Raw genomic sequence first — 16,518 nt, 5'->3', positions numbered from 1 at the left:
TCCTAGTTCAGCCGCAGCTCGCCGGTTGCGCGCTGCTGGTCGGACTGGTGTTTGAGCACCACCCCCAGCGTGGCGGCGACGACCGCGTCGTCGATGGTGTCCAGGCCCAGCGCGAGCAGCGTGCGGCCCCAGTCGATGGTCTCGGCGATGGACGGCACCTTCTTGAGCTGCATGCCGCGCAGCACGCCGATGATGCGAACGAGCTCCTCGGCCAGGTGCGCCGGCAGCTCGGGGACCCGGGACAGCAAAATGCGGCGTTCCAGGTCGGGACTGGGAAAGTCGATGTGCAAGAACAGGCACCGACGCTTGAGCGCCTCAGAGAGTTCGCGGGTGGCGTTGGAGGTCAGTACCACCAGCGGAGTGCGCTCGGCGGTGATCGTGCCCAGCTCGGGAACGGTCACGGCGAAGTCCGACAGCACCTCCAGCAGCAGGCCCTCGATCTCGATGTCGGCCTTGTCGGTCTCGTCGATGAGCAGCACCGTGGGCTCGGTGCGCCGGATCGCGGTCAGCAACGGACGCTGCAGCAGGAACTCCTCGCTGAACACGTCGTCCTTGGTCTGGTCCCAGTCCCCCGAACCGGCCTGGATGCGCAGGATCTGCTTGGCGTGGTTCCACTCGTACAGCGCGCGCGCCTCGTCGACGCCCTCGTAGCACTGCAGGCGCACCAGGCCCGAGCCGGTGGCCTGGGCGATGGCGCGGGCCAGCTCGGTCTTGCCCACGCCGGCCGGGCCTTCCACCAACAACGGCTTGCCGAGCCGGTCGGCCAGGAACACGGCCGTCGCGGTGGCGGTGTCGGGCAGGTATCCGGTCTCGGCCAACCGCCGCGAGACGTCGTCGATGTCGTCGAACAACGGCTTGGACCGGGCGGGCACACTCACAATCGATTCTCCTAAAACACTTGCTCCACGCGGGGTATCAGGCCGGACGAGTTTGTCCGTCTCCCCACGCAATCCATTTGGTCGAGGTCAATTCGGGCAGTCCCATCGGGCCGCGGGCATGCAGCTTCTGAGTGGAGATGCCGATCTCGGCGCCGAAGCCGAACTGCTCACCGTCGGTGAACGCCGTGGACGCGTTCACCATCACCGCGGCGGCGTCAATGCCGTCCGTAAACTTGTGCGCCGCAGCCATATTGGTGGTCACGATGGCCTCGGTGTGTCCGGTGCCGTACTCGTTGATGTGAGCGATCGCGGCGTCGATACCGTCGACCACCGCCACCGCGATGTCCATCGACAGGTACTCACGACGCAGGTCGTCCTCGTGCGCGTCCTTGGAAAATCCACCGTGCACCGTCACACCGGCGTCCTGCAGGGCGGTCACCAGCCGGGGCAACGCCTCCTCGGCGATCCCGACGTCGATCAGCAGTGTCTCTGCGGCGTTGCAGACACTGGGCCGACGGGTCTTGGAATTCAGCAGGATTCGCTCCGCCACATCCAGGTCGGCTCCCTCGTGCACGTAGACGTGGCAGTTGCCGACGCCGGTCTCGATGGTGGGCACCTGCGCGTCGCGGACCACCGCGTCGATCAGGCTCGCCCCGCCGCGCGGAATCACCACGTCGACCAGGCCGCGGGCCTGGATCAGATGCGTCACCGTGGCGCGATCATCGGCCGAAAGCAGTTGCACCGCATCGGCCGGCAGGTCCTCGCTGACCAGGGACGCCCGCAGCACCTGCACCAGCGCCTGGTTGGACCGCGAGGCCGACGAACTTCCGCGCAGCAACACCGCATTGCCGGACTTCAGCGCCAAACCGAAGGCGTCGACGGTCACGTTGGGCCGGCCCTCGTAGATCATGCCGACGACGCCCAGCGGGACGCGCTGCTGGCGCAGCTGCAGCCCGTTGGGCAGGGTGTAGCCGCGCAACACCTCACCGACCGGGTCGGGCAGCCCGGCGACCTGACGCAAGCCGGCGGCGATGGCGTCGACGCGCTTGGGGTCCAGGGCCAGCCGGTCGAGCATCGCGGACGGCGTGCCGGCGGCTCGGGCGGCGTCGAGGTCTTCGGCGTTGGCCGACAGGATCAAGTCGGTGTGGGCGGCTATCGCGTCGGCCGCAGAACGCAGCGCCTGATCCTTGGCAACCGTCGGCAGCAATGCCAGGACACGTGACGCGACCCGGGCGCGGCGTGCGGCGTTGTGCACCTCCTGGCGCAAGTCGGGAAGCGATGGTGCTTGCAGACTCATTGAACCAGGGTATCCGGCGGCAAAACCCCGGGTGAGGCGACCCGATTGGGGGTTGGTTATCCCACCCGCTCGCCGCGCCGCGCGCTGCGCACCTTGCTGCGCCGCTCTTCGATGATGGTGCCGAAGTTCTGCAGCAACAGGGGCGCACGCGTCACCAGGTGCTCGATGTGCTCTCGGTCGATCTCCAGCGCGGTGACCTCTTCCAGCGCGTACGCGCTGGCCAGGTTCGGTTGCCGGGTCAGCGCAGTGAGTCCCAGGAACGACCCCTCGAGCAGCGTGCTGATCGGCACCATCGATCCGTCGTCGGCGGTCGCGGTCAACTGCACGCGCCCGGAGACCAGGAACGTCATGGTCGTGGGCACCTGGCCGGCGTACTCCACCACCTCGTCGGCGCCGTAGCGGACGATCCGCGCCGCCGACCGCAGCGATCGCTGCTCCTCGGCGCCGATCCGCAACGCCGGCGCCACCACCGTGTGCAACGCGTGCTCCACCCGTTCGATGGTGGAGAAGTCGTCGTCGGCGTCGTCGAGGTGCAGATCCTCACGTCGGGCCGCATACCAGGTCCAGCGCAGGAAGGTGGCCTTGGCGGCGCCGGCGTCCGCCGGTGAGTTCACCCCGATGGTCGTGCGGTACTCGCCCGCGCCCACCGCGACCGACCGCGGCACGCTGCCGGCCTTGAGTTGCGGCAATCCCTGGGCGATACGCGACAGCAGCGCACACACCCGGTCCGGCGGGTCGACGCTGGAGAACGTCGTCGTCACCGACAGCTTGTGCGGGCCCGGCGGGCGGCTGAGATTCGTGAACGCGGTGCTGGCGAGCATCGAGTTCGGCATCACCCGAATTCCACTGCCGGTGTCGATGTGCACGGCGCGCCAGTTCACCTCGATTACGCGTCCGCGCGCGGTGCCGGTGTCCAGCCACTCGTCGATGCGGAAGGGCTGCTCGAACAGCATGAACAAGCCCGACACGATCTGGCCGACGGAGTTCTGGAGCATCAGACCGATGACGACCGACGTGACGCCCAGCGCGGTGAAGATACCGCCGATCCGCACACCCCAGATGTAGGAGGACATCACCGCCAGGCCGACGCCGATCACCGCAAACCGGGCGCAATCCAGAAAGATGGTGGGTAGCCTTTTGCGCCAACTCTTTTCGGGTGCGCCTTCGAACATCGTCGCGTTGAGGCCGGACAGCACGAGGACCAGCACCAGCAGGCCGAACACCGTGGTGAGGACGCGCACCGGAACGTCACCGGCCGGAATCTGCGAGGCCTGGACCAACAGCAGCAACAGCGCACCGAGCGGGAGCAGGTAGTTGCGCAGCAGGCTCACCTGCCGGGCCAGCGGGCTGTTCCGGCGCAGCAGCGCGTCGTGCAGCTCGGTCAGGGCGATCAACCCGAGCGGCAGTCCGACCGCGATGCCGATCGCCCAGTAGAACCATGTCGAGTTGAAGAGGTTCATCAGCGCTCCTGCAACCGGTAGATGACCTGGTCGGCGCCGCCAACGGAGATGGTGCCCGCCGGCGTGAACTGCCGAACGTCCCGCATCGCCTCGTACACTTGCGAACTGACGTAGATTCCCGGTTGCGGTGCGCCACTGTGCATTTGGTAGGCCAGGCTGACGGCGCCGCCCCACATGTCATAAACCAGGCTGGAGCGGCCGACCAGCCCGCTCACCACGTTGCCCGTGTTGACGCCGACTCGTAGGCCCAGCTGGTGCACCGATTGGCCGTTGAATCGATCGATGATGCGACCGACCTCGAGGGCGAAGTCGACGGCACGGTGAATGCTGTCCAGCCGGGGGGTGACCATCCCGCAGCTGGCGAGATAACCGTTGTGGAAGGTGCGGATCCGTTCGACGCCAAGGGATTCGGCGGCGGAATCGAATTGCCGGAAGAGATCGTCGATGGTGGCGACCAAATCGTCCTCCGGCACGTCGCTGGAGATCTCGTCCAGGCCGACGATGTCGGCATAGATGATGGCGACGTCCTGATGTTTCTGGGCGATGGTCTCCTCGCCGTCGCGATAGCGTTGCAGCACCGACTCGGGCATCAGCGCCAGCAACAGGCGGTCGTTTTCCCGGCGCTGCTCGTCGAGCAGCTCCTCCTTGATCGCCAGACTGCGGCTCATCTCGTTGAAAGCCGCCGTGAGATCGCCGATCTCATCACGCCGTCGGACCGGGATGTTCATCTCGTAGTCGCCGGAGCTGATCTTTCGGGTGCCCTCTTCGAGGCGCCGGACCGGACGCACCGCGGCCTGCGCGACGAACATCGAGGCCACACAGATGGCGAAGATCATTGCAGCGACCGCGATCACCAGCGTCTTGCTGAACCTGCCAAGCCGGGCGAACGCGTCGGAGTTGTCCCGCGTCGCGAGAATCGACCAGTGCAGATCGGAGTTGGCGATGTTCAGCGGGGCATAGGCTTCCAGCTCCCTGTTGCCCAGGTAATCGGTGGCGCTGACCACTCCTGTCTCGCCGCGTTGGGCGGCGCGAAGACCCGCGGTGTCAACCGGCTGCACCAGGGTGGTGGTACCCAACCGGATCGCCCGGTCCACCACGTCGGGCGGCGTGCCCGCATCGATCGCCGAGCGGCGGTATGCCTTCGGGTCCTCGATGAAATCTCGCGAATCGGAACGCATCAGGTCGTCGGGGCCCGCCAGATACGTTTCGGTCGCGGGCCCCATCCCGGCGGCGTCCCAGTGCTTGTCGGCGGTCATGATCTTGTTGATCTTCGCGACCGGAACCGGCAGCGCCATCACGCCTTCGAACTTGCCGTTCATGCCGACAGGTGACACCACCCAGGCCGTGGGGGTGTCGAGTGCCGGCTGGTACTGCTGGAAATCGGTGATCCAGACGAAGTCGACGTCGTTGGAGGCCAAGGCTTTCTGGTACGCCTCCCGCAGCTTCGACTCTCGGTACGGGCCGGTCAGGATGTTGGTCCCGAGATCGGGACCCTTCAGCACGCTGTAGACGACATTGCCCTGCATGTCCAACAGCAGCGCATCCCGATAGTCGAAGCGGGTGACGATGCCGCGCATGTAGAAGTCGAAGCGCGCGTTGGCGGCCGACCAGGCGCTGCCGTCGCCGGCGTCCTGGACGGGGAGCGCGTCGGGGTTCGCCCGGGGCGCAGCGGTGTAATGCGCCTGAACGTACTTCTGCGCGTTGGAACTTGGCAGGACAGCCCGAATATCGATGGTGTCCCCGGTGATTTGCTTGATCGGTTTGATCATGTCGTTGTCGTAGTAATTGACCAGCGACTGCTGTTGGTCCGGCGTGATCGTCGCGTTGTTCAGTTGGGCGAAGTCCGCCGTGAGGGCCGTCGTCGCCTCGTTGACGCTGAAGCCGCCGCTGTAGACGATCAGCGAATTCGACACCTCACGAAACAACGCCTGAACGGCACGCTTCTGGGATTCACGCATCTCGATCAGGCGTTCGGACTCGACCTGCCGCAAGGCGTTGCGCCCGGACGCCGCCCCGATGGCGCCGATCACCGCCACGCCCAGGATGCTCGACAGGAGCATCGTGATCAGGATCTTGGACTGGATGCCGAACCGGAACCGGGCCAGGGCACGCTGGCGCGGACGCTTGGTGGCCGGTTGAGCCGGGCCGGGATCGATTTGGGGTTCAGCGTCTGTTAACTCGCTCGTGGTCAATCGCTTGCCCCTTTTCTTGGGATCCAGCACCCCTAACGCAGCAGAATATCGCGCGGATATCGAGTTATTCGGCGTTTGCCGTGACGCGATTCGGCGTCGAAAGTGCCGGTGCCCCTGGTGTGCTTCGCCATCCCGTCGCGACTAACGTCGCCGTCATGGCTGGGGTTTGTGTAGTGGGCAGCGTGAATCTCGATCTGTCGTTGGGTGTCGACGCCCTTCCGCGGCCTGGCGAAACGGTTTTGGCGTCGTCGTTGACCCAGGCGCCCGGCGGCAAGGGCGGCAATCAGGCGGTGGCGGCAGCGCGCGCGGGCGCGCAGGTGCAGTTCGTCGGCGCGGTGGGCGATGACGCGGCCGCCGAACAATTGCGCGCACACCTGGAGGCCAACGGGGTCGGACTGGACGGAGCCGTCGAGATTCCAGGCCCCAGCGGCACGGCCATCGTGGTGGTCGACGCGAACGCCGAGAACACCATCGTCGTCGCGCCGGGCGCCAACGGTCGTTTCACGCTGACCGACGACCGTGCGCGCGGGGTCGTCGCGGACTGCGATGTGATGTTGACCCAGCTGGAGATTCCGGTGGACACGGCTGTCGCGGCGGCGCAACACGCGCGTTCGGCGGGGGCGATCGTCGTCGTGAATGCCTCGCCGGCCGGGCAGGACCCCCGCTCGTTGGGCGAATTGGCGGCCGCGGCGGACGTGGTGATCACCAACGAAGACGAAGCCGACGAATGGCCTTGGCGCCCAGAGCATTTAGTGATCACACTGGGCGCGCACGGCGCCCGCTACGTGGGCACGGACGGCCAGTACACCGTGCCGGCCCCGACAGTGGATCCGGTGGACACCACCGGGGCCGGCGACGTGTTCGCCGGCGTGCTGGCCGCGAATTGGCCGTCCAATCCGGGCTCGCGGGATCAGCGGCGGCTCGCGTTGCAGCGTGCGTGCGCGGCGGGTGCGCTGGCGACGTTGGTCGCCGGCGCCGGCGATTGCGCACCCGACGTCGGTGCAATAGACAAGGCGGTCCGCGACGCGTCCTAGCCGCTCCGCCCGCCGACGTCGTGGGCGATTCTCAGACCGTCGCCGGTCTCCAACTCGTCGGCCGCCTGGGTGAGCAGCACGCGACTTCGGCTCGGCGATAGCAGGGCCGAGAGATAGTGATGCGGTGCGTCGGCCGCATAGACGAGCCGGTTGACCCGCAACAGGGCCGCGCCGATCGGCATGTCGAGCAGATGCGCGTTGCGCGGGCCCGCGATTTCGGCCGTGATCTCGTGCCGCACCCGGTTCATGGTGATGCCGCCGTCGGACAACAGCTCGTAGAGGGGTGCGCGCCGCAACGCGGCCTCCGTCAGCACCGGGGCCAGTTCCAGCGGCAGCCAGGCGTCGGTCACCAATAGCGGCTCGCCGGTCCTGCGCTGTCGTCGCACCCGCACGACGTGCAGCAACTCGCCGGTGCTCCCGAGGCTTTCGGCGACGACCCGGGTGGGCGACCGCGTGCCAAGTTCGACCACCTCGACCTCGGTCTCGAATTGGGTCTGGCGCAGTTCTTGCAGATACGAGCGCCCGGTCGGCACATCGGCCGGATCATGTTGGCGCACAAACGAACCGATGCCATGCCGGCGTTCGATGTAACCCTGTTCGGCGAGGTCGGCCAGCGCGCGCCGCACGGTGATGCGAGAGACCCCGAACTGATCGCACAGGGTCTGCTCGGTGGGCAGCGCCTCGCCGGGGGCGATCACCCCGCGGTCGATCTCGTCGTGCAGCACCAAGTACAGCTGCCGGTGCAACGGCACACCGGCGGTGACGGACACCGGCCCGGCCTTCTCGCTGCGCTGCTGCACGGTGCTCAATGCTGTCACACCGCCTCCCTTGCACGATCCGATCAGTTGTTATAAACATATAACAACTATCACCCGTCGACTAGGGGGTCGCGATGACCGCGGTGCAGCAGGGGGCCGCCACCGATCCGACCGGGCCGACCGGGCGCCTTGCCACCTGGGTCGCCGGGCTCACGCTCGACGATGTCCCCGCTGCCGTCGTCGATCGCGCCAAACACCTGCTGCTCGACGGCATCGGCTGCGCCCTGGTGGAGGCCCAATTGCCGTGGTCACGCGTCGCCACCGACGCCGTGCTGGGCTTGGAGGGCCCCGGCGACTGCGCCGTCATCGGGACCGGCCTGCGGACCAGTGCGCCCGCGGCCGCGGTGCTCAACGGCACGTTCATCCAGGGCTTCGAACTCGACGACTTCCACCCGCTGGCCCCGCTGCACAGCTGCTCGCTGCTCATCCCGGCGCTGCTGTCGACGGCGTCGACACGTCCGGCGCCGACCGGCGGCTCCGAACTGCTGCTCGCGGCCATCGCCGGGTTCGAGGTCGGGCCCCGCGTGGGCTACACCCTGCACGGCACCCAAATGCTGGACCGCGGATGGCATTCGGGCCCGGTCTTCGGCACCCATTCGGCGGCGATGGCGTCCGGCAAGCTGCGCGGACTGCCGCCGGCGCAGCTGGAAGACGCGCTGGGCCTGGCCGCAACCCAATCGGCGGGTCTGATGGCCGCGCAGTACGAAGCGATGAGCAAGCGCATGCACCACGGCCTGGCGGCGCGCAACGGCTTCTACGCGGCGGGTCTGGCGGCCGCCGGTTACACCGGGATCAAGCGCGTGTTCGAACGTGAATATGGCGGCTTCCTCAGCGTTTTCGGCGAGGGGCACGATCCGGATGCCGCACCGCTGACCGGCGAACTCGGCCACCGCTGGGAGACCTCCCTCATCATGGTCAAGTCCTATGCCGCGATGGGTGGGCTGCACGGTGCCATCGACGCCGCCCGACAGTTACGGAATTCGGTCGCACCCGAAGACATCTCGTCGGTCGACATCACCGTCGGAGAGACCGTGTACAAGCATGGTTGGTGGCCGCCGGAGCGCCCGCTCACCCCGATCGGGGCACAGATGAACATCGGGTACGCCACCGCGGCCGCGTTGCTCGACGGCGACGTGTTGCCCGAGCAGTTCACCCCGGCCCGGCTCGATTCCGACGACATCTGGTCACTGATCGCGTCCACCACGGTGCATCTCGACGAATCACTGGCCGGCGCCGGCATCGCCGAGAGATTCCGCACCGACGTCGCGGTGACCACCCGGGACGGAACCGTGCACCGCGCGCGAGTCGCCCTGCCGCACGGCGCACCCGACGATCCGGTCACCAACGACGAATTGGTGGCCAAGTTCCACGCGCTGGCCGACCGGGTCACCAATCACGGCCGCGCCGCGGCAATCGAGCGGGCGGTGATCGGGCTCGACGACCTGACCGACATCAACAACCTGATCGACCTGCTCGCCGGCCCCGTCGCGGGCGCACTGGACTGAAAGGACGCACGATGGCAACAACAACTCCGGCCCGCTCTCGGCTCAAAGCATTGCTGGACAAACGCGAACTCATCGTCGCGCCAGGCGTTTTCGACGGCATCTCCGCGCATCTGACCAGACGCACCGGGCACGTCGCCGCCTATATGACGGGCGCCGGCGTGGCGGCGTCGGGCTTTGGCTTGCCCGACATCGGCCTGGTCACCGCGACCGAGATGGCCGACCGGGTCGCGATGATCACCGGCGCCCTCGGCGACGTCCCACTCATCGCCGACGCCGACACCGGGTACGGCGGACCGATGAACGTGGTGCGCACGGTTCGTTCCTACGATGCGGCCGGGGTGGCCGCAATCCAGCTGGAGGACCAGGTGTTCCCCAAGCGTTGCGGCCACCTGCCGGACAAGCAGGTCGTCGACGCGGCGGTGTTCGAACAGACGCTGGCGGCCGCACTGGACGCCAGAGCCGATGACAACCTGCTGGTGGTGGCCCGCACCGACGCCCGCGCACCACTCGGTCTGGATGCGGCGATCGAGCGCGCCAACCGGTACGCGCAAGCGGGCGCGGACATCATCTTCGTGGAGGCGCCGCAGGACGTCGGCGAAATCGAGCGCATCGCACACGAAGTCGACGCTCCCCTGCTGATCAACCTGGTGCTCGGCGGCCTGACCCCGCTGCAGTCGGCGGCACGACTGCAGGAATTGGGTTACGCGATCGCCATCCACCCCAGCAATTTGCTGATGCAGACGACGTTCGCCATGCTGCAGAGCCTGTGCGAACTCAACGGTACCGACCTTGCCGCCCAGCTGCCCACCTCCCCGGCTGACTTCTTCAACCTGGTGGGCATGTCGGAATGGCGGGCGCTCGACGACAAGTACGCACACACCGAGGACCGCACATGGGCATGACCATCATCGAAAAGATCTTCGCGCGCAAGGCCGGGCTGGACTCGGTGGCACCGGGTGACACGGTCGTGGTCGACGTCGACATGACCGTGCTGATCGACCTGCAGTTCGCCACCATGTGGATACAGCCCAACAGGATTCACGACCCCGACAAGCTCGCGGTGATCATGGATCACGCCGTGCCCGCCCCGACGATCAAGGATGCCGAGGGCGGCCGCCACGCCCGCAAGTTCGTCGCGGACTTCGGCATCGAGCGCTTCTACGACGTCGGCCGGCATGGCATCTGCCATCAGGTGATCGCTGAGAATGGGCTGGCCCGCCCGGGAGAAGTGCTGGCGTGCACCGACTCTCACACCTGCGCGGCGGGCGCATACAACACCGCGGCGCGCGGGCTGGGGCCCGCCGAGATCTATTCCATCATGTGCACCGGTTCCACCTGGTTCCAGGTCGCGCCGACGATCCGCTACGAATTCCACGGCGCCAAACCGGACGTGGTGAGCGGCAAGGACATTTTCCTGCACATCGCCAACGAATACGGCGATGCGCCGAATCGGAACCTCGAGTTCGGCGGGGGCGGCCTCGCCGGCATCCCGATGCACGATCGGCGGACCATCGCGACCCAGGGCGCCGAGGTGTCGGCCGACTTCAGCACATTCGAGCCCGACGACGTGTTGGCGTCGTTTCTCGACGAACGCGGGGCCACCGGATTCGACGCCGTCACACCGGATTCCGACGCCACCTACCAGGACATCCGGCGCATCGACCTCGCGGCGCTGGAACCCTATGTGGCACGGCCGGGCACCGTCAGCCGCAATGGTTCTCCGGTATCGCAATTGGGCAAACAGAAGATCGACCAGGCCTTCATCGGCTCCTGCGCCAACGGGCAACTCGAGGACCTGCAGATCGCCGCGCAGTTGTTGCGCGGCAAGACCGTCGCACCGGGCGTGCGACTGCTGGTGACGCCCGCCTCGCAGGCCGTGTACCGCGAGGCCATGCGGCGTGGCTACCTTCAGGATCTCGCCGACGCCGGCGCCGTCGTCACCAACTCCACCTGCGGAGCCTGTTTCGGCTACCACATGGGCGTGGTGGGCCCCGGCGAGGTGTGCATCACGGCCAGCACCCGCAACTTCACCGGGCGTATGGGCAGCACCGAGGCCGAAATCTACATGGCCTCCCCGGCCACCGTCGCCGCGTCCGCGGTCACCGGCTACATCAGCGACCCGAGGAGCGTGATCGCATGACGCTGCGTTTCAGCGGCAAAGTCTGGGTGTTCGGCGACAACCTGAACACCGACGCAATGTATCCGGCGTTCGCCATGAAGATGGAACCCGCCGAGGCCGCCAGGCACGTCTTCTACGAGGTGCGGCCGGGCTGGACCGACGAGGTGTCGCCGGGCGATATCGTGTTGGCAGGCAAGAACTTCGGGCTCGGCTCCTCGCGGCCCGTGGCGGCGTTGTTCGTCGAGCTCGGCGTCGCCGGTTTGGTCGCCGAGGAATTCAACTCGCTGTTCTTTCGCAACGCCGTGAACTCCGGGCTGCCGGCGATCACCGTCCCCGATGCCACCGCGGCGTTCAACGACGGCGACACCGGGACGTTCGACCTGGCCGACGGCAGCTGGCGCAACGACACCACCGGCGCCTCGGGCACCATCGCGAAGCTGCCCGACCTGATTCTCGACATCATCGAGAGCGGCGGCGTGCTGCCGCGGCTTGCCCGGCAGGGCTACCTGCCCAGCGAATTGGGCGACCTGCTGCGCTCACCCGCGGTGGCCATGCGCGGCGCGGGCAGCGGGGCATGATCGAGCGGCTGGGCCGAATGCTCCGCGGCGTGCGCGCGGGCGGCCACCGAAGTCCGCTCGCCGGTGGCGCATTCGCCGCACCCGCCACCATCACGGTCACCAGCACCGCGTTCGCCGACGGCGAAGCCATGCCGGCGTCCAGCGCGGGCAAGGGCGTGGGTGACAACACGTCACCGCCGCTGCGTTGGTCGGGGCCACCGCTCGGCACGCGTCAGCTGGCGCTCCTCATCGACGACGTCGACGTGCCGTTCCCCCGCCCGCTGGTGCACACCGCCGCGGTAATCGAACCGACCGTCGACGGCGTGGCGGCGGGGGCACTGCAACCGGGATGCGCGGGAATCCGCTTCCTGCGGGCCGACCTCGGTCACCACGGCTACGCCGGCCCACGACCGATTCCCGGCCACGGGCCACATCACTACCGTTTCCACGTGTTCGCGCTCGACGCCGCCCTCCCGGACACGGTGACCACCGCCAAGGGGCTGTTGGCCGCGATGCGCGGGCACGTGCTCGCGCGGGGCACGCTGACCGGAACCTACGAGCGCTAGTCCTCGAAAAGTAGGGCGGCGACGTCTCGCATCGGTATGCCGGTCGTCGCGCTCGCAAGGTCGCCCTGGGCCAGTGCCGCTGCCGCGGCCTGCACTGCCGCGGCAGCGTGGTTGTACAGCGCCGCCCCGGTGCTGATGCGCTTGACTCCGGCCGCCGACAGCTGTCCCACCGTGGGCGTCTCCGACTTTGTCCCGACCACGACGTTGACCGGTTTCGGAGCGACCGCTCGCACGATCGCCGTGACCGCCGCCATGTCCGGCGGGTAAGGAGCGTAAAGGACGTCGGCACCGACCTCCGCGAATGCCGTGAGACGACGGATCGTGTCGTCAAGATCGTTGCGACGATGCAAGAAATTGTCGGTGCGCCCGGTGAGCACGATGCGGCCGCGACCCGCTCGCGCGGCGGCCCGGACCCGCGCGACTGCGTCGTCGAAATCACGGATTGGACGAGCGGGATCCCCGGAGGTGTCCTCCACGCCGGTCCCGGCCAACCCGCTATCGATGGCGGCGCGCACCGTCGCAGCAACATCGTCAGGCGTTGCACCGTAACCGTCCTCGAAGTCGCCGTTGACGGGCAGGCGGCCGACTTCGATGAGCAACTCGGCGTGCGCCAGATGTTCGGCGGCGGTAACGGCATGACACCCGTCGCGGCGGCCCAGTGCCGCGGCCAGAGCCGCCGACGAGGTGCCCAGTGCGGCAAAACCTGCGTGCTTGAGGATCAGTGCCGACAGCCCGTCCCACGCGTTCGGCATCACGAACGCTTCGGGCTGGTGATGCAGGGCTAGGAACTGTTCGTAGTATTCGGCTTGCGTCATGGTGCCTCCTGGCTTCATGCGCAGCGCAGCTGCAACTTGCGCATCACTTCCCGGTTGTCTTCGGGAAAGGCGACCGGGCCGCAATCTCCGACCAGGACGAGGGTCATGTCACAGACGCTGACGCATCTGTCTTCGTGGAAAATTCCGGACGATACGACGACCGAGGTACGGCCGATGCCACCAATTCCGATGCCGACCTCGACCGTTGCGGGCCAATGCACCTCAGCCAGGAAGTGCACGACGTTTTGGGATGTCACCAACCTAAGGGCGCGATCAGCCGGGTCGTAAGCGCCAGGGACATACTGCTGGTTGATGCGCGCCCGCGCGTCTTCGTGTAGCGCCTCCAACGCCAAATGGTTGAGGTGGCCGTTCACATCCATGTCGCTGTAGCGGGACTCCTTGGTCTCGACGATTGGATAGACGCTGATCCGGCACCGGCCCCGGTATGGCCGGCCCGTGGTTGTTAGCCATTCGGGGGAAATGGCATATTCATACGTCATTGAAAATCACCTTCCTTGGTCCATAACCGGTTCTGCGGTCAACGTGGTGCTCGGATCACGCGCGCATCGATGATCCCGTTGTCAAGGTGGGCCTCTACCGTGCCGAATCGCGACAGCTTGCCAAGCAGCCAGTGATTCTCGCCCAGTGCTGATACACACAGATCTTCGTCTGGTCCGATCAGATCGACCAGCGAGTCAAGCATCCGTCTGCCGATGCCTTGCCCCTGGTAGTGATCCTCTACTAGGAGCCCCAGTTCGCGCTGACCCTCTGAAGTTAGTGCGGCACTGGCCAATCCGATGACAATCGCTGGCCGGCCACCGCGCACTGCCACTATCGCGATGTGTTCGTCGCCGCCGGCGAGTGCGGCCCGCAAATACACCCGCGGGAAGATCGAGCTCGGCGCCAACCATCTGGAATAACGCGTCGCGGGGCTGCACCGCTCGTGCATGCGAAGCAAAGCCGGCCCGTCGCTGGGCCTGGCCGGTCGGAGATAGACCAACGGCGATCGACGGATCTCCAGTCCTGCCACGCCACCACGGCATTGCCGCGCACCGCCGGGTATAGGTGCGGTCGCCGCCGCATGGCGTGCGACCGGCATCACCGGGACCTCTTGACGCGGCGCCAGCCAAGGTACTGCAGCTGAGCAAATGCCAGCGTGTAAACGGCGGATGCCGTTGCGAAGACCATGCCACTGGCGGTCAACGGAACCAGATGTTCGACCACCAGGACAACGGCAGCCGCCGTATAGAGAAGATTGGCGACGACTACGCCGATACCAGTGCGGAGCACGGGTGGCAGCGCGGCCAGTCCCAGCACGATCACACCGTAAACGACGAAGAAAGAGTCAACCCCGTATTCGAAAGCCCTTGTGGCTCCTGAGAACTCAGGCATCCACCCAGCCAGACCGGCTATTCCGAAAATGCCACTGATCACGGCGTCCGCGCGCATTGCCAGGCGCAGCAACCCGTCGCGGCTGTCTAGGTAGACAACTGGATTGGCGTACATGCGTTTCCTTTGAAGTAGACGATCTGGTGCGAGGTGGCCAGCAACACAGCATCGCGAGACCACAGCTGCACGCTCTGATCGAAGTAGCCCCGGGAAAATCGGTTGGCGTGCGCGGTACCGAGGATGTAGTCGCCACGGAGGGCGTCAAGCTCTCGCTGATCGGCGTGGAAATACGTCGTCAGGGAGATAGTCCCGGCAGGAACCGGTCCACCACAGCGTAAGAAAGCGCGTGGGCAGAACACATCACACACGGCGGCAAGTGCCGGGTAGTCGATGCGGCGCTGTGCTGTGTCGCGAATCCACATCGTCGTAGTCGCGGAGGGACTGGGCAGTGCGCCTTGTCCCGGAAAGGCGCCCTCGGCGAACCGCAGGTCGTACAGACGTCCCCAGCCGACGAAGTCGCCCTGGGCGCGGTCTGGCGCGATCTGTTCTGGCGGCGGTGTTTTCGGCGGACTAGCTTCGGTGTCACCCCAGGTGTCGCGGCGAAATCCAAATAGCGCCGTCGCGGTGTTCCTGACTTCGCCGTCTTGGCTGAGCTCAAGCAGCCAGTGCTGGTTGGTGCGGTTCGTGCGCACGGCGCGAAGCGAAATGTCGAACTCGCCGTCGGCGATGGGTGCCAGGAAATTTACGGTCAGCGCGATGGGTTCGCCGACGCGGTCGGGGTGTGTCTCGACGGCACGCACCAGCGTGGCAACGGTGATTCCGCCGAACGGGCTCACCATGGATGTCCACCCCGGATGAGTGCGGCCCCGGCTGATATTGCGGTCGACGGGATCGAGTTCAATCGCGCCGTCAAAAGGGTGAGCGAGGGGCATGGCGGGGTCTTTCACTACGCCCGCACCGCGACGGTCGAAAGCAAGTCGGCGAGCCGGGCCGGCCGATCCACCATCGAAAAGGTGCGGGCTCCCTCGATCACCGCGAACCGGGCGTTCGGGAGGATGGCCGCCAATCGTTCGCCATCCTCTTGCTCGAAGAACACGTCATCAGCCGACCATGCGATGAGGGCCGGCTTGTCGAATTCCGGCAGCCGGGCGGCGACGCCGGTAGTGACCTCGGTCCGAAACGACAGCGTGAGCCGGCGCAAGTCTTCCGCGACTGCCGGATTTGACAGCGCCGCCCGCACCCACGTCTGGGCCAGGTCGTCGATGTCGCGGTGGGCCAAGGCGCCATACGCGCGCTTGCGGACACCGGATAGCCGCATCGTTTGCAGCATCAGCCGGAAGGACAGTTTGGACTTGGCCGCCATGATCATCGGATTGAGGATCGGCGGCGGGAAATGTTCGAAGGCATCGCAACTCGTCAGCACCATGGCGCCAATTCGGTCGTGATGGTGCACCGCGACGAGTTGCGTTACGACACCGCCGGAGTCGTTGCCGACCAACACCACGTCTTCGAGGTCAAGGGCCGCAAGCACCTCGGCAACGATTCCGGCAACGCCCGCGATGGTGCGATCGGCGCCCGGGCGCAGCGGCTCCGGGTGCGCACCCATCGGCCAGGTGGGGGCGATGCAGCGCAGCCCGACCGCGGCGAGTTCCGCGCTGACGCGGCGCCACACTTGCCCACCCATCATGTATCCGTGCACGAACACCACCGGCCTGCCGTTTTCGGGCCCGGTCTCCTCGTAATAAATTGTGCCGGAGCTAATTTCGATCGCTTTCATGATGACTCCTACCTGCGCAGGCCCGGGTCGGTGCACGTGTCGCCTTCACCAGGGAACTGCGCCCTAGGCAACCCAGTGGTTGGTTGGTTGCTCTTTCGCAGCGTATCCGGG

17 protein-coding genes are annotated in these 16,518 nt (G+C 66.7%); 6 read left to right on the top strand and 11 right to left on the bottom strand.

Translation table 11 applies throughout. From position 1 onward, the window contains the following. Positions 1–2 precede the first annotated feature (2 nt). Genes MTY59_RS17505 through MTY59_RS17490 form a run of 4 tightly spaced genes read right to left on the bottom strand, consistent with a single transcriptional unit; the run spans position 3 to position 5,827 of the window. Positions 3–878, bottom strand: a complete 876-nt coding sequence (locus MTY59_RS17505) for an AAA family ATPase (RefSeq protein WP_007769847.1) — start codon at positions 876–878, stop codon at positions 3–5. 37 nt (positions 879–915) lie between these two features. Then, complete coding sequence (locus MTY59_RS17500) at positions 916–2,175, bottom strand: glutamate-5-semialdehyde dehydrogenase (protein WP_221042266.1); 1,260 nt, start codon at positions 2,173–2,175, stop codon at positions 916–918. Between the two features lie 56 nt (positions 2,176–2,231). Further along, entirely contained in the window at positions 2,232–3,635 is a 1,404-nt protein-coding gene (locus MTY59_RS17495) for a mechanosensitive ion channel family protein (RefSeq protein WP_221042265.1), read from the bottom strand. Beyond that, on the bottom strand, positions 3,635–5,827 hold the full coding sequence (locus MTY59_RS17490) for an adenylate/guanylate cyclase domain-containing protein (protein ID WP_221042264.1): 2,193 nt from the start codon (positions 5,825–5,827) through the stop codon (positions 3,635–3,637). The genes MTY59_RS17495 and MTY59_RS17490 overlap by 1 nt, the downstream gene beginning before the upstream one ends. A gap of 155 nt (positions 5,828–5,982) precedes the next feature. On the opposite strand from MTY59_RS17490, the gene MTY59_RS17485 reads away from it, so the two are divergent. Beyond that, on the top strand, positions 5,983–6,861 hold the full coding sequence (locus tag MTY59_RS17485) for a ribokinase (protein ID WP_221042263.1): 879 nt from the start codon (positions 5,983–5,985) through the stop codon (positions 6,859–6,861). Here the strand turns inward: MTY59_RS17485 and MTY59_RS17480 are convergent. Beyond that, a complete protein-coding gene (locus tag MTY59_RS17480; RefSeq protein ID WP_221046498.1) occupies positions 6,858–7,670 on the bottom strand; it encodes a GntR family transcriptional regulator in 813 nt (270 codons plus the stop codon). The genes MTY59_RS17485 and MTY59_RS17480 overlap by 4 nt on opposite strands. Positions 7,671–7,753: 83 nt before the next feature. Here MTY59_RS17480 and MTY59_RS17475 point away from each other — a divergent pair, with 83 nt between their 5' ends. Genes MTY59_RS17475 through MTY59_RS17455 form a run of 5 tightly spaced genes read left to right on the top strand, consistent with a single transcriptional unit; the run spans position 7,754 to position 12,426 of the window. Further along, positions 7,754–9,184 carry an MmgE/PrpD family protein gene (locus tag MTY59_RS17475; protein ID WP_221042262.1) on the top strand — a complete coding sequence of 477 codons (1,431 nt, stop codon included), beginning with the start codon at positions 7,754–7,756 and terminating at the stop codon, positions 9,182–9,184. Positions 9,185–9,195: 11 nt separating this feature from the next. Beyond that, entirely contained in the window at positions 9,196–10,086 is an 891-nt protein-coding gene (locus MTY59_RS17470; RefSeq protein WP_221042261.1) for an isocitrate lyase/PEP mutase family protein, read from the top strand. Then, on the top strand, positions 10,077–11,324 hold the full coding sequence (locus MTY59_RS17465) for a 3-isopropylmalate dehydratase large subunit (protein ID WP_221042260.1): 1,248 nt from the start codon (positions 10,077–10,079) through the stop codon (positions 11,322–11,324). Before MTY59_RS17470 ends, MTY59_RS17465 begins: the two co-directional genes overlap by 10 nt. Next, a complete protein-coding gene (locus MTY59_RS17460) occupies positions 11,321–11,881 on the top strand; it encodes a LeuD/DmdB family oxidoreductase small subunit (protein WP_221042259.1) in 561 nt (186 codons plus the stop codon). Before MTY59_RS17465 ends, MTY59_RS17460 begins: the two co-directional genes overlap by 4 nt. Next, positions 11,878–12,426, top strand: coding sequence for a YbhB/YbcL family Raf kinase inhibitor-like protein (locus tag MTY59_RS17455; protein WP_250160583.1), 549 nt, complete (start codon positions 11,878–11,880; stop codon positions 12,424–12,426). Before MTY59_RS17460 ends, MTY59_RS17455 begins: the two co-directional genes overlap by 4 nt. On the opposite strand, the gene MTY59_RS17450 is transcribed toward MTY59_RS17455, so the two are convergent. The 6 genes from MTY59_RS17450 to MTY59_RS17425 form a co-directional block, all read right to left on the bottom strand. Beyond that, positions 12,423–13,241: an isocitrate lyase/PEP mutase family protein gene (locus MTY59_RS17450; RefSeq protein ID WP_221042258.1), complete on the bottom strand. Its 819-nt coding sequence runs from the start codon at positions 13,239–13,241 to the stop codon at positions 12,423–12,425. The two genes, MTY59_RS17455 and MTY59_RS17450, sit on opposite strands and share 4 nt — an antisense overlap. 14 nt (positions 13,242–13,255) lie before the next feature. Continuing rightward, positions 13,256–13,741, bottom strand: a complete 486-nt coding sequence (locus MTY59_RS17445) for a thioesterase family protein (RefSeq protein ID WP_221042257.1) — start codon at positions 13,739–13,741, stop codon at positions 13,256–13,258. Between the two features lie 38 nt (positions 13,742–13,779). Further along, the gene (locus MTY59_RS17440; RefSeq protein WP_221042256.1) at positions 13,780–14,271 is read right to left on the bottom strand and encodes a GNAT family N-acetyltransferase; all 492 of its coding nucleotides are present in this window, start codon (positions 14,269–14,271) and stop codon (positions 13,780–13,782) included. 68 nt (positions 14,272–14,339) lie between these two features. After that, positions 14,340–14,747, bottom strand: coding sequence for a hypothetical protein (locus MTY59_RS17435; protein WP_221042255.1), 408 nt, complete (start codon positions 14,745–14,747; stop codon positions 14,340–14,342). Then, the gene (locus MTY59_RS17430) at positions 14,720–15,562 is read right to left on the bottom strand and encodes an acyl-CoA thioesterase (protein ID WP_221046496.1); all 843 of its coding nucleotides are present in this window, start codon (positions 15,560–15,562) and stop codon (positions 14,720–14,722) included. The genes MTY59_RS17435 and MTY59_RS17430 overlap by 28 nt, the downstream gene beginning before the upstream one ends. A gap of 14 nt (positions 15,563–15,576) precedes the next feature. Next, entirely contained in the window at positions 15,577–16,407 is an 831-nt protein-coding gene (locus MTY59_RS17425; RefSeq protein WP_221042254.1) for an alpha/beta fold hydrolase, read from the bottom strand. Positions 16,408–16,518 lie beyond the last annotated feature (111 nt).

It is taken from the genome of Mycobacterium senriense, assembly GCF_019668465.1.
Classification (GTDB): Bacteria; Actinomycetota; Actinomycetes; order Mycobacteriales; family Mycobacteriaceae; genus Mycobacterium; species Mycobacterium senriense.
The sequence above is the reverse complement of the archived record's forward strand: the minus strand, read 5'-3'. Positions and strand labels throughout refer to the sequence as shown.